Annotated in this window: 9 protein-coding genes and 2 pseudogenes; 4 read left to right on the forward strand and 7 right to left on the reverse strand. The window is 71.3% G+C overall.

All coding sequences use genetic code 11. The features are described 5' to 3' along the window. Positions 1 to 94: 94 nt before the first annotated feature. Both WMF31_RS15065 and manA read right to left on the reverse strand, forming a co-directional pair. A complete protein-coding gene (locus WMF31_RS15065; RefSeq protein ID WP_436602614.1) occupies positions 95 to 1,909 on the reverse strand; it encodes a hypothetical protein in 1,815 nt (604 codons plus the stop codon). A gap of 190 nt (positions 1,910 to 2,099) precedes the next feature. After that, positions 2,100 to 3,299, reverse strand: coding sequence for a mannose-6-phosphate isomerase, class I (manA, locus tag WMF31_RS15070; protein ID WP_436602615.1), 1,200 nt, complete (start codon positions 3,297 to 3,299; stop codon positions 2,100 to 2,102). 422 nt (positions 3,300 to 3,721) lie between these two features. Here manA and WMF31_RS15075 point away from each other — a divergent pair, with 422 nt between their 5' ends. Beyond that, positions 3,722 to 4,900, forward strand: a complete 1,179-nt coding sequence (locus tag WMF31_RS15075; protein WP_436602616.1) for an endonuclease/exonuclease/phosphatase family protein — start codon at positions 3,722 to 3,724, stop codon at positions 4,898 to 4,900. Positions 4,901 to 5,228: 328 nt separating this feature from the next. Here the strand turns inward: WMF31_RS15075 and polX are convergent, their stop codons facing one another. Continuing rightward, complete coding sequence (gene polX / locus WMF31_RS15080; RefSeq protein WP_436602617.1) at positions 5,229 to 7,007, reverse strand: DNA polymerase/3'-5' exonuclease PolX; 1,779 nt, start codon at positions 7,005 to 7,007, stop codon at positions 5,229 to 5,231. 52 nt (positions 7,008 to 7,059) lie between these two features. Next, a pseudogene (locus tag WMF31_RS15085) lies at positions 7,060 to 7,311 on the reverse strand (DNA ligase LigA-related protein); the annotation flags it as partial. A 119-nt stretch (positions 7,312 to 7,430) separates the two neighbouring features. Here WMF31_RS15085 and WMF31_RS15090 point away from each other — a divergent pair. Continuing rightward, on the forward strand, positions 7,431 to 7,631 hold the full coding sequence (locus tag WMF31_RS15090; RefSeq protein ID WP_436602618.1) for a hypothetical protein: 201 nt from the start codon (positions 7,431 to 7,433) through the stop codon (positions 7,629 to 7,631). An 89-nt stretch (positions 7,632 to 7,720) separates the two neighbouring features. Beyond that, positions 7,721 to 7,846 (forward strand): annotated as a pseudogene (locus WMF31_RS15095) (hypothetical protein); the annotation flags it as partial. Between the two features lie 375 nt (positions 7,847 to 8,221). Here the strand turns inward: WMF31_RS15095 and WMF31_RS15100 are convergent. The 3 genes from WMF31_RS15100 to WMF31_RS15110 form a co-directional block, all read right to left on the reverse strand. Then, positions 8,222 to 9,598: a DUF1552 domain-containing protein gene (locus tag WMF31_RS15100; RefSeq protein WP_436602619.1), complete on the reverse strand. Its 1,377-nt coding sequence runs from the start codon at positions 9,596 to 9,598 to the stop codon at positions 8,222 to 8,224. Positions 9,599 to 9,603: 5 nt separating this feature from the next. Continuing rightward, positions 9,604 to 11,259 carry a DUF1592 domain-containing protein gene (locus tag WMF31_RS15105; protein WP_436602620.1) on the reverse strand — a complete coding sequence of 552 codons (1,656 nt, stop codon included), beginning with the start codon at positions 11,257 to 11,259 and terminating at the stop codon, positions 9,604 to 9,606. An 828-nt stretch (positions 11,260 to 12,087) separates the two neighbouring features. Then, positions 12,088 to 12,588, reverse strand: coding sequence for a hypothetical protein (locus WMF31_RS15110; protein ID WP_436602621.1), 501 nt, complete (start codon positions 12,586 to 12,588; stop codon positions 12,088 to 12,090). On the opposite strand from WMF31_RS15110, the gene WMF31_RS15115 reads away from it, so the two are divergent. Further along, positions 12,533 to 13,357, forward strand: a complete 825-nt coding sequence (locus WMF31_RS15115) for an endo-1,4-beta-xylanase (protein ID WP_436602622.1) — start codon at positions 12,533 to 12,535, stop codon at positions 13,355 to 13,357. The genes WMF31_RS15110 and WMF31_RS15115 overlap by 56 nt on opposite strands. Positions 13,358 to 13,381: the final 24 nt, after the last annotated feature.

Genomic DNA, 13,381 nt, shown 5'->3' on the forward strand with positions numbered 1-13,381 from the left:
TCGACGTGGCCCCGGTCGACCTCGGACCGTCGCGCGGATCGCCGGCGCCGGAATGCCGGGCGACGCCGAGGTCGAGCGAGCGGAATGACCGTGATTATTGGCCCGCGACGTAGAACACGCCCCGCAGATCCTCGGTCGTCGAGATCGGTCCCGGGCTTCCGCCCGGGGCGCGCCACGAGGTCACGCGGAACTGGTAATACATGCCCGGATCCAGCGGGCCGCCATACTCGACCGAGATCTCGCCCCCGCCGCTCGCGCCCGGGATGCTCGGTCCGGCGCACCCCTCGTCGTCCGCCAGGCACCATACGAGCTCACCGTAGGCGTTGTAGACGACCACGGTATAGAAGTCCTCGCTGGCATCGTCTTCCCACCGGAGCGTGGGCGCGCTCGTCACCGCCTCGGCATCCGTCGCGCCCGGGCCGATCACCCGCAGCGCTTCGGTGATCTTGAACGAGGTGGGCAAAGCGATGTCCTCGCCGGGGCCCGGCATCTCGATGGTGACGAGCTGCGTGCCGGCGATGTTGGGGTCGGGATCGCGCACCAGATCGTCGTTCTCGAACGCGGCCAGCACCACGTACTTCCCCGCGGGGACGCCGGAGATGCTGAACTCGCCGCTCACGCTGGGCGGCCCGCTGAGCGGCGTGCGCAGCCCGCGCGGCACCTCCCCTCGCACGAAGGTATCGTTGAACGTGGACGCCACCGCGAGCACGACGCTGGTGGTCGCGCCGCCCGGCGCGTCGACGATGTTGATGGTGCCGGAGAGGGTGCCCAGCGCCGCCTCCGAGCGCGTCAGATCCACGCCCGTCAGCGCCGCGTCGCCCACCTCCGCGCTCGCCGGAGAGAGCGCCAGGCCAGCCGCGTAGCCGCTCACCGAGTAACTGCCGCCTGGCACGTTGAAGATGGTGTAGGCCCCGCCGCGATCCGTCACGGCGCTGAACCCGTGGCCGCTGCCGTCCTCGGCCACCACGAGCACGCCGCCGGATTGCTCGTCCGCGAGCACCGTGCCCGAGATGCTCGGCAGCCCGCGTTGCTCCTCGGGCAGCACGATCAGCGCGATATCCGTCAGCGTGGTCTCGATGCTCCACCCGTCCTCCCCGGATATCGCCTCGCTCGAGGTGATCGGCAGCGCGGTGCGGAGCCCGCCGGGGAAAGGCTGGTAGTCCTGCGCGCTCGCCCGCAAGGTGAAGACGACGTCGCCGATCGGCGCTCCGTCCTCCGTGCGGGGCACGGGCACCTCGAGCACGTAGCTCCCCGCGGCGTCGGTGGTCGCCACGTCGGTGAGGGCGGTCGCCTGGTCGTCGAGCGCGAGCACGCGCGCGCCCTCGATGCCCGAGGTGGTCTCCGCGTCGAACACATCCCCCTTGGCCAGCACGGGTGGATAACACGCGTGGCCGCCCGCGACCAGCTCGGCGCAGGTGAGCCCGCCGGCGCACAGGGGCTGCTGCGGATCGCACTCGCCGCCCTCGGCGATGCCGCAGAGCCCCTTGCCGTCCCGCGTCTTGCCGCAGACCGCATCGTCGAGGCAGTGATCCGGACCCGCTGGATCGCATGCGCCGCCCGGCGGGATCTGGCAGGTGCCGTCCGCGCCGCATACGGCGTCGGCCGCGCAGAAGCCCTCGAGCTCCGCGGCGCAGGAGCCTCCGAGCGGAATCCGGCATGTGCCGTCCTCGCCACAGGTGGTATCGCCGAGGCAGTAGTCGGCGCCGGCTGGGTCGCAGGCGGCGCCGGGGGGTGCATGGCAGATAGGGTGCTCGCCTCCCTGCGCACACACAAGCCCGCTGGGGCAGCCATCGTCAGGATCGCACTCGTCTCCGACCTTTTCCGGATCCGGTCCGCAGCCCAGCGCCGCGAGCGGGAGAGCGACGAGGACAACGTGCGCAGCCAGCCGAGCGTACTCCGCAATCTTCATCGAGGGGTCCTCCATTCATGAAGAGGTCCCCCTGGCAGTGGAGATCGAGGGCTCGAGTGGCTCACCTATTTTCGGTGAGCCCAGCGACCCTGCGCTGGTGAGGTCGGTGATCGGCGCACGATGGAGCAGCGCCGGCGCCCCGGCACGACCCCGGGGGTGCGGCCCTTCGGGGGTTCACCGGAGGGGCTGCTCAACCACCCACGGTGGCCCGGAAGAACTGGCCACCTCCCTCGATGGAGTAGCTCCCCGACGCGAACGGGACGAAGATCGAGCCGCCCTGGCGGAGATCCCGGGCAGTCCCCCGCGCATCGACCACCGTCGCCTCTCCCCGGGTGCACAGCACGATCTCCGGCCCGCGCCGCTCGCTGCTCCGCCACGCGCTCCCTGGTTCGAGCTCGACGCGCGAGAGCCGGAACTCCGGCGCCGGGGTGTCGTAGAAGAGCTCGTCGCCGACCCGGCGCGGCGTGACGGGATCCACGCGCCACGGCGCGAAATCGAGCACCCGCAGGAGCTCGTCGACGTCGACGTGCTTCGGCGTGAGCCCGCCGCGGAGCACGTTGTCGGAGCTCGCCATGATCTCGATCCCCACCCCTCGCACGTACGCGTGCAGCCGGCGCGGCGGCAGGTACAGCGCCTCGCCCGGCTCGAGGTGCACATCGTTGAGCAGCAGGGCGATGACGACGCCGATATCCCCCGGGTAGAGCTCGTGCAGGCGCAGCGCCCAGCCGCACGGCCTCGCGAGCCACCCGCCCCCCCGGGCGCGCGTCTGGCAGGCCTCGACCACCGAGGCGACGAGCTCCCGCCGCGCCGCCGGGTCGAGCGCCAGCAGGCCCCGGACGAGCCCCGCGACCGCGGCCGCGTCGATCGGCGCGGCGACGCGCGGGACGAGCGCGTCCCCCGGGCCCCCGGCGACGAGCTCGAGCACCTCGCGCAGGGCCTCGGCCGGCCTGAAGCCGCAGAGCGCGTCGAACGGGGTGAGCGCGCAGAGCAGCTCGGGCTTGTGGTGCGGATCGCGGTAGGTGCGCCCGGGCGCGTCGAGCGGGATGCCGGCCGCGTTCTCCGCGTCGAACCCGCGCCGCGCCTGCGCCTCGTCCGGGTGCGCCTGGAGCGACAGCGGCTGATCGGCCGCGAGCACCTTGAGCAGGAACGGGAGCTGCGCGCCGAAGCGCGCGCGGACCGGCTCGCCGAGGAAGGCCTCCGCGCGCCCGGCGATGGCGTCGATCAGGCGCTCCTTCCGCCCGTCGATCTCGACGCACGAGGAGGCGGCCGGGTGGGCGCCCATCCACAGCTCGGCCTGTGGCCTGTCGGAAGGCGGCTGTCCGAGCAGCGCCGCGATGGCCGTCCGCGAGCCCCAGGCATATTCCTGAACACGATTGTCGAGGGAGAACATGCGAATTTCCCGTGAGGCCCCCACTATACAGGAGCGCGCATGCGGGATGGGGGCGATCGTGCCTCCCGCGTCCGGGTCCGCCCTGGAGGGCGCCTCGGAGCGGGAGAGCGTCGTCACGACGCGACGAATCCGGTCGTCTGGTATCGGACAGCGCCTCTGGTGCTCCAGGGGCCGATCTGTCCGGAGGCGCCTCGGCGCCGAGGTCCGGAGGGACTCCGCGAGATCGCAGGGCGCGGGGTAGGGGACCGCGGGCCACCACGGATTCCGACCATGGTCACCGGCGCCGACAGCGCTTGACGCGTGTCCGCCGGCGTCGATGGATAGCTTTCAGATTATCCAGTGGTGGCGGTTGCGCCTGCCGCTGATGTGAACTATGCCGCTCCTCGTCGAGACGGCGTCTTCACGCCCGCGAACGGACAGCCATGCGGCTCAGGGACCAGGGGAGGGGAGCGACATCGGAGCCGCAAGCACCTGCTGCGCGGCCTACTGCTCCTGCGCCGCGCTGGCGGCTGCTCCGGCGGCTCGTGCTCGCCGGCGCCGTGCTCTACCTCCTCGGGGTCGTCGCGATCTGGCTCGCCCTGCCGGTCGTGGGCGACCGCTTCTGGCCCGGGACGCTCTTCCTCTTCGGCCCGCGCGCGCTCCTCGCTCTCCCCCTCCTCGTGCTCGTGCCCGCCGCGCTCGCGGCGCGGCGCCGGGCCCTCCTCCCGCTCTCCGTCGCGTCCGTGATCGTGGTCGGGCCCATCCTGGGGCTCTCGGTCTCGCCCCGCGCGCTCGTCGGGGCGACGGGCGAGAGCGATCTGCGCGTGGCCTCCTTCAACATGGGGGCTCGTGCGCTCGATCCGGGGCGCCTCGGGCGCTTCGTCGCCGAGGCCCGACCCGACGTGTTCGCGCTGCAGGAGTGCAGCATTCCGGCGCGGTCGCTGGAAGAAGCCTTTCCGGCGTGGTTCGTCCACACCGAGCGCGGGATGTGCCTTCTGAGCCGGCATCCTCTCCAGAAGATCGAATCCAGGGATCGCAGCGACGTCTGGCGTGCCGGCGGCCACGGCGCCATCCTCCGCTATGCGATCGCGCTGCCGGACCGCGCGGCCGCTGCCGCTTCGGCCAGCTCCTCCGGCCGCAGCGCCGGCGCGGCGGCGGGCGCGCCTTCACCCGAGCCGTCGAGCGTGCAGCCGGCCGGGGGTCGCGCCTTCTCCCTCATCCACCTGCACCTCGAGACACCGCGGGACGCGATCGAGGCGCTGATCCACGGCGGATGGAAGCAGGCGGAGGAGCATGACAGGAACATCGCGCTGCGCACCTGGGAATCGGAGCTCGCGAGGCAGTGGGTCGACGAGGCGCCCTATCCGGCGGTCATCGTCGGCGACTTCAACATGCCGGTCGACAGCGCCATCTACCGGCGCTTCTGGGCAGGCTTCGAGAACGCGTTCTCCCGCGCCGGGCTGGGCTTCGGCGCGACGAAGCGGACGCGCTGGTTCGGTGTTCGCATCGACCACGTGCTCGTCGGACCGGGCTGGACGAGCGAGCGCGCGTGGGTCGGGCCGGACCTCGGCTCGGACCACCTCCCCATGATCGCCGATCTGCGCTGGACCGGCGCGCCCTAGCACGATTGCGGGGAGTTGCCCCGGATCAGCAGAAGAACCGCCAAGCCGCCGAGGCCGCCAAGAGGAGAGGGGGAGGGCCGTCCCAGCATTTCCCCCTCCTATTCCCCCTGGAGCACCTCTCAAAACCTCCCGTCGCCAGGCGGACGAGGGCCTCTCCCCGGGAGCGCTCGAAGAGCCGCGGGAAGAAGAGGAAGAGGAGCACGGCGAGCCTCTGGACCGGGGCCGCGCGTGCGAGGACAAGGGGCTGGATCGGTAGAGGGCGCACGCCCAGGAGCGCCGGCGCGCCTCGCGCGCTTGCGGCCTCGGCTCGGGCCGCCGCTCCGGGGGCCTACGCGCTGGCGGCGCTCCTGGCCGGGCGCGATCTCGCGGCGGCGGTCGCCGCGCGCCTGCGCCTGCCGATGAGCTCCAGGAACTCCGCGAGGGGCGCCGTGTTCGCGATGTCGGCCGCGGCGCACCAGCCCCGCCGCGCCTGATCGATCCCGTGGCGCATGAAGTCGAGCTCGGCCACGGCGTGCGCGTCGGTGGCGACCACGAGCTTCGCGCCGGCCTCTCGCGCGAGGCGGATGTGGACGTCGCAGAGGTCCAGGCGCTCGGGCTGCGCGTTGATCTCGAGCAGCACGCCGAGATCGCGCGCGGCGCGCGCGATCCGCGGCAGGTCGAGCGCGTACGGCTCGCGCTTGCCGAGGAGGCGCCCGGTCGGGTGGCCGAGCGCCGTCACGAACGGGCTCTCGAGCGCGCGGAGGACACGGCGCGTCATGTCGGGCTCCGCCATCGTCAGCTTCGAGCGCACGCTGGCGACGACGTAATCGAGCGCCGCCAGCGCCGCGTCGTCGAGGTCGAGCGCTCCGTCCTCGAGGATGTCGACCTCGGCCCCGTGCAGGATCGTGATCCCGCCGATCGTCCGGCGGAGCCGGTCGATGGCCCGCGCCTGCCTGCGGAGCCCCGACGCGTCGAGCCCGCCCGCCACGCGGACCGCCCGCGTGGGGTCGGTGATGGCCACGTAGTCGTACCCGCGGGCCACGCACGCCTCGACCATCGCCTCGAGCTCGTCGCGCCCGTCAGTGTACGTCGTGTGCACGTGGAGGTCGCCCCGGATGGCGCCGACCTCGACGAGCTCGGGGAGCCGCCGCGCGCGCGCGGCCTCGATCTCGCCGGCGTCCTCGCGCAGCTCGGGCGGGATCCAGGGCAGCCCGACCGCGCGGAAGACGTCCTCCTCCGCCTGGCCCCCGATCCGCCGGTCGCCCCGGAAGACCCCGTATTCGTTGATCTTCAGCCCGCGGCCCACGCCCAGCGTGCGGACGGCGATGTTGTGGGCCTTCGAGCCGGTGAAGTAGTGGAGGGCCGCGCCGTAGGACGCCGGCGGCACGACGCGGAGGTCGATCTGGAGCCCGGACCGCAGCACGACCGAGCACTTCGTCGCGCCGCGGGCGAGCACCTGCTTGATCTCCGGATACGAAAGGAGGCGCGCCGCGACCGGCTCTCCGCGCCGCGCGGACACGAGGATGTCGACGTCGCCCACCGTCTCCTTGCGGCGCCGGAGGCTGCCGGCCACCTCGACGACCAGGGCCTCGCGCGCCGCCCTGAGGTGCCGGAGCAGCGGCTCGACCTGCGCCTCGGCGTCCGCGAGCCGCACGCGCCCGGCGGTCGCCCGCCGCTTCAGGCAGCCGTCGAGGATCGTCGCGGCGAGCTTCTCGCCGAAGCCGCGCACGCCGACGAGGCGACCCGACCGCGCGGCCTCCTCGAGCTCGTCGACCGTCGCGACGCCGAGGCTGTCGTGGAGCAGGCGCGCGCGCTTCGGCCCGAGCGACGGGATCCGCATCATCCCGACGAGGCTCTCGGGGGTCTTCGCCGTCAGCTCCTTCAGCAGCGACAGCTCGCCGGTCTCGAGGAGCTCGACGATCTTGCCCGCGAGGTCCTTGCCGATCCCGGGCAAGGCGGTGAGCGCGCCCGCGCCCTCGCGCTCGACGAGCCCCGCGACGGGCTCGCCGAGCGCCCCGAGGGTGCGCGCCGCGGTGCGGTAGGCCCGCACGCGGAACGGGCTCTCGTCCTGGATTTCGAGCAGGTCCGCCACCTCCTCGAAGACGCGAGCGATGTCGATGTTTTCCATGCGCCCCTCGGTTCCCGTCGGGTTCCCGCCTGGCTCTCACGTTGGGGTCCAGTCGCTCCAGCCGCTTCAGCTCGTCGCGCCGGCGATCGTACTCGGCGTCCGAGATGACCGGGCGATCGAGCACATCGTAGAGGTGGTCGTGGACCCGGATCGCGCGGCATAGCGCCCGATCCGGCGGCGCGCCTCCTCGCGCGCGGAGGGCGCCACCCCTGCCGGCGCCGCCGCGCTCATGCGTGAGATCCCTGCCAGTCGGCGGCGCGCACGATACCCACCCTCCCCGCCGTCGAAGCAGGTGATGTGCCACGAGGCCGGGGTGTCGCGCAGGAGGGCGGCCGAGGCGAAGGAGGGCGAGGCCAGGGAGGCCGCCTGTGCGGCTCGCTGCGCGGTACGGAGCGTGCTCCGCCCCGTCCCAGGGAGAGATCGATGCTCATTTTCGAGCTCGATGAGCGCGAAGCGAAAGACATGAGGACCGCCCTGTCGATCCGGCTCGTGGGAATGAGAGAAGAGCTGGTTCACACCGACGATCGAGAGTACCGGGCGTATCTGAAAGCGGCGATCGAGCGGCTCGAAGTGGTGCTCCGGCGCCTCGATGGGATCCTGGCCGGGCAGGCGCCAGCGCCGTAGAGCTTCGCCGGTCCGCCCGCCGGCGTGGGCCCTGCTCGTGACCGATCCTGCGCCATCCATGTCTCGGGCCATGGCGCCGAGCGGCGGCGATGTTCAGGTCACGCGGCGGCTCCGCCGCCCGCTGCGGGCGCCGCCGCACACCGGCAAAGCTCGGCGACGCGGCCCGCGTCGTCCCGCTCGTCCGGGTGGGGTCTCCCGCGGAAGAGATCCTCCGGTGCGCGGAAGAGGACGACGCCCAGCTCATCGTGATGGGCCGCCACGGGCACACCCTGCGCTCGGCGGAAGGCGCCAAGGTCAGGATGATGCGCGAGAACCCGGAGGTCTGCTTCCAGGTCGACCCCATCCAGCGCCTCGCCGACTGGGAGAGCGTCATCGTGCTCGGGGTGCTCCGCGAGCTCACGGCGCAGGAGGCGGTCGAGGGCCAGCAGCGCATCCGCGACCGGCTGGCGTTCCTCCTGACCGAGGAGGACGCATGGCCTCGCCCGTCCGCGACTCCCGCCGACGACGCGCTCGGCCACCGGGCCTACGCAGGGGGTCGCGGCGCGGTCGTCGGTCGCATCGAGCCGGTGGAGAAGACGGGTCGCTCCGTGCTACGTCAAGTTCGTGAGCGGCCCGGTGCAGTGGCTCGGGTCGCCGAACGTGGTCCGGCCGTCGCCGAACAGGTTCAGGATCGAGACGAGCAGGTTGTTGTGCGGGAGGTTCGGGTACCGGACCCAGCGTCCGGCGCGCAGGCCCCCGCCGCCGCCGGCCAGCAAGAACGGCATGTTGTTCTTCCTGTGGCTCGGCGGATCCGAGAGCTCGGAGCCGAAGAAGACGACGCTCTCGTCGAGCAGCGAGTGGCCGCCCATGTCGACCTTCTCCATCTCCTGCAGGAGATAGGCGTGCTGCTTCGAATACCAGTTGCAGATGCGCTCGCACTCGGCCGGCCGGAAGCCGCCGTCGTGCTGGTAGAAGTGGTGGTGCTCGCTCAGGTTCAGCCACGGGAAGGTGTGCTTCGCCTCCGTGTCGCTCCACTGCAAGGTGCCGACCGCGGTGATGTCGCAGGCGAGCGCCATCACCATCATGTCCATCATGAGCTTGCCGACCTTGGGGATCGCCGCGTCGGTCGAGGTGTCCTTGACCGCGCCGTTGTCGTCCGCGTGGAGCCCCGTGCGCGGGTTGTAGTCGGACGTGTCGACCATCATCGGCGCCCGGCAAGCGCTCGTCGTGACCGGCGTCTTGCTGAGGCTCTCCTCGATCTCGCGGATCTTCGTCAGGTGCTGGTCGATCTTCTGCCTGTCGGCGGCGCCGAGCCGCGCCGACAGGGAAGCGTAGCGCCGGTCGAGGAAGTCGAGGATCGATTGCTTTCGCGCGAGGCGCAGGGCGGCGTCGTCCTTCGCGTCGGGGTTCAGCGTGCCGAAGAGCTCGGTGAAGATCTCGACCGGATCGAGGCGCGGCGGGATCGGGCTGTAGGGCGCCTTGCTCTCGAAATTGACGGCGTTGATCGGCGACAGCAGGCCGTGGGATTTGCCCGTGGCCCAGCGCACCGCGAACTGGAGGCTCGCCTTCGCCTTTTGACCGGCGGAGATGCGCGAGGCGATCACCTGATCGACGGACGGCCCGCTCCCGTAGGCGCGGCCCGCGGCGCCCGCCTGGGGCGTGCCCGTGAGCCAGGCGATGATCCCGGCCTGGTGCTGCTCGCCGATCCCGCTCTTCATGTCGAGGCCGTCGACGACGAGCAGCCGGCTCTGCACCGGCGCGAGCGGCTCCAGGATGGGGCTCAGGGTGAAGCGCGTCTCGTCGCCTGTCGGCCGCCAGCGGTCCAGCACGGTCCCGCCGGGCGTGTAGACGGCGAGGAAGCGCTTGGCGGGGGCGGCCTGCGCGCGCGCCTCGCGCGCTTCGCCCATGATCTCGAGCCAGGGGAGCGCGATGGCGATGGCGCCAGCGCCTCGCAGCACGGCACGTCGGGTCAATCGATGCGTTGCCATGACCATTACTCCTGCCGGGGATCCATGTAGTGGAAAGCGTCCGTCTGCGTGAGCTCGATCAGGAGCTGTTTCACGTTGTACCCGGACGCCTTGAAGGCGGTCGTGACGGCCTCCCTGGTGCACGCGTCCTCGGAGCGCAGCGTGAGGCCGTAGGCGTACTCGGTCCAGCGCGTCGCGAAGCAGCTCTGCGCCTCCTCGGCCTCGGCGAGCTTCTGCACGAGCTCGACCGGCCCGCTCACCGTGCCCTCCGTGCCCGGGACCGAGCCGCTCGCGTCGATCTCGACGTCGTTCTCGGTGGTGCGGAACAGCCCGACCGCGTCGTAGTTCTCGAACGCGAACCCGATCGGATCCATGAACTGGTGGCACCCCGCGCAGACCGGATTTCTGCTGTGCTGGCTGTACCGCTGCCGCGCCGTGTCGCCGGTGTACGGCTCCGGCGGCTTCACCTGCTCCAGGATCTCGCCGGTGGGGAGCGGGATCGTGCGGCACATCAGCTTCTGGACCACGAACGAGCCGCGGACCACCGGGTTCGTCATGTTCGAGTGCGTCGTTCCGGCCATCACGCCCGCCTGGGTGAGCAGCCCGAGGCGCTGGGTCGTATCGAGCTCCACCCTCCGGAACTCGTCGCCCGTCACGCCGGGGATCCCGTAGAACTGGGCGAGCGGGCCGTTCATGAGCGAGTACGGGGCCGTCAAGATGGACGGCCAGGTGCCGTCCGCCTCGAAGATCTCGTGCTCGAGAAACCGCTGTGTCTCCTCGCGCAGGAGCGCGCCGATCGAGCGAGAGAAGGTCGGGAAGGTCTCCGCGTCACGCTCGAGATCCGCGAGGTTGCTGATGGGGAGCAGGTTGTCGAAGAAGAACCGGAGCACGGGCCGCGCCCTGGGATCGTCGAGCATGCGCTCGGCGTGCGCGCGCACCCCTTCCTTCGTCGAGAGCTCACCCGCCTGCGCGGCCACACGCAGCTCCTCGTCAGGCATCGTGCCCCAGAAGAGATAAGAGAGCCGTGTCGCCATCTCGTCGCCCGTCGGCCGGAGGAGCTCGGGGCGCGCGGGGTCGGGGCTGCCCCATTCGATGCGATAGAGAAAGTCCGGCGTCTGGAGCAGCGCCTCGATCACCGTCGCGACGCCGGCGGCGAACGTCGCGTCCTCTCGCCCGGCGGTGTACAGGGCGAGGAGCTCGTCCACCTCGCCATCGGCGAGGGGGCGGCGGTACGCGCGCGGGGCGAGGCGCTCGACGATCGTGCGCGCGCACGCCAGCTCGCTGGCCGCGTCCACCTCGCCCGCGCAGGGGGCGAGCTTCGCGAGCGCCTCCGGGGTCGCGGTCGCGCGCTGGGCGATGCCCTCGGCCACGGTGCCGAGCTGCTCGGCGAGCAGGCTGGAGACCGACAGCGTGTCCGCGTCGTTGCCGAAGCCGTTCCCGAGGTCCTCGCTCGGCAGCGAGAAGCCTGGCTGCGTCGTGTCGCCCAGCAGGTCGCGAACGGTGTTGTTGTATTCGAACCGCGTCAGCCGCCGCAGGGGCGCGCGTCCGGGGTGCACCTCGCCGTCGTCGCAGGCGGCCTGGGAGGGCCCGCCGGAGCTCGGATCGCCGGGGCCGCCGGGGCCGGCCGCGCTGGAATCGCCCCCTGCGCCGGATCCTCTCGCCTCGACGTCAGGATCGCCCACGGTCCCGATGCAGCCGCTGGCCAGGAGCAGCGCGATCGGGACGGCTGACCGAGGCCCTCGTAGGGGACGCGCCTGCCCATGGCTTGAGTGCCTGGATATGGATGTCGCTCTTCGCCCGCTGAGGGCACGCAGAAGTCCCATCATCGAACAACCGGCCTTCCTTGGTAGAGAGCACGACGTGGCTTCATTGCAGTAAATCGCCATTCGCGGCGTACCAGACGTTTGCGATGAGCAGCACGAGCTGCGCGCCCCCCGACAGGGCACGCACCACGAAGAATGCATTCGAGCGAAGGGCGCCGAACGAGGAGCCCCATGCACGGGCAACGAGGACCCGCCGGCGCCCCGAGGCCCCCCGGAGCGGCACGCCCTCGATCGCCCGTGCATCGCGCTCCTCGGCGCCCGACCGTCGAGGTCCCACGCGCACGAGGGGCCCGGTCCGTATGACGCGCTGCCCATGGCGGGGCAGAAGAAACCCTGGTGCCAAATGTGATCGATCACATCCGCGGCGTCAAACAAAAAACCGGCGCGCGCCACCCTCGATCCCGAGGGTGCGCGGCCGCGGCCGCGGCGGCGTCCGCATGAGCTGGAATACGTTATCGAGGGTGTTGCTCCCTAGCCCCTGCAGCTCATCCGAGGCCGGGTGCGGCCGCCCGAGTCGACGGCGATGGCCGCGTTGGTGAGCAGGATCGAGAGCCCAGCGCGCGCCGCGTCGGGTCGGCGGCGAGGTGGATGCGCGCCGGGGGAACGGTATCTGTGAGCTCGCCTACCGGGCCGTTTCGGGTTGACATCCAGTGTGTGAGCGTTCACAAAATGCTCTCGGTCCTCCTTTTACTTTGCCCTGGCGAGGAAGTGGCACATGAACAAGAACCGTTCTTCTCGATGGTTGTGCGGCACGACCTGGATCGCGCTCGGAGTCGCGACCCTCTTTGGATGCGCTGGTGGGGACGACGGAGGTGACGGCGGCTCGGATGGATCGGGGGGAGCGGGCAGCACCGTCAGCTCCGGCGTCACCTCCGGCGTCGGCACGACGACGAGCAGCAGCGCGTCGGTCACCAGCGGCGCGGGCGGCGCTGCGACGAGCAGCGCCTCGACGAGCAGCGCCTCGACGAGCACCTCCTCGACGAGCAGCGCCTCGACGAGCACCTCCTCGACCAGCAGCTCGGGCGAGGGCGGCGGCGGGACGGGCGGCTCGAACGGCGGCACCGGCGGCGACGGCGCCGGCGGCTCGTCGAGCGGCGAGAAGTTCGTCGGCAACATCACGACGAGCGGCGCCGTGCGCGAGGGCTTCGCGCGGTACTGGAACCAGATCACGCCGGAGAACGAGGGCAAGTGGGGCTCCGTCGAGAGGAGCCGCGGTAACAAGGACTGGAGCGCGCTCGACAGGATCTACAAGTACGCGCAGGACAACAACATCATCTTCAAGCACCACGTCTTCGTGTGGGGCTCCCAGCAGCCGGACTGGGTCGGTCGCCTCTCCCCGGACGAGCAGCGGAACGCCGTGCGGGACTGGATGAAGCAGTTCTGCGAGCGCTATCCCGAGACGAAGTACATCGACGTCGTCAACGAGCCGCCGCCCCACACCACGCCCTCCTACAAGAACGGCATCGGCGGCGACGGCGCCAGCGGCTGGGACTGGATCGTCAACTCCTTCAAGTGGGCGCGCGAGTTCTGCCCGGGCGCGGTCCTGATCCTCAACGACTACAACAACATCGAGTACGAGAACGACCACAACAACTTCATGAGGATCGCGAGGGCGGTCATCGACGCGGGCGCGCCGGTCGACGCGCTCGGCGCGCAGGCCCACGACGCGTACAAGATCAACACCGGCACCGTGAAGGGGTACCTCGACAAGATGGCCTCCCTGGGCAAGCCCGTGTACATCACCGAGTACGACATCGGCATCGCGGACGACAACCGGCAGAAGCAGGTGATGGAGGAGCAGTTCACGATGTTCTGGAATCACCCCGCCGTCCCCGGCATCACCCTCTGGGGTTACATCGTCGGCACCACGTGGCGGGACAACACCGGCATCCAGCACTCGAACGGCACCATGCGGCCGGCCATGCAGTGGCTCATGGATTTCCTGGACCGCAACTGACCTCGCGGCGATGCGATGAGCGCG

Source organism: Sorangium sp. So ce1036 (assembly GCF_051369805.1).
GTDB classification, from domain to species: Bacteria; Myxococcota_A; Polyangia; order Polyangiales; family Polyangiaceae; genus Sorangium; species Sorangium cellulosum_F.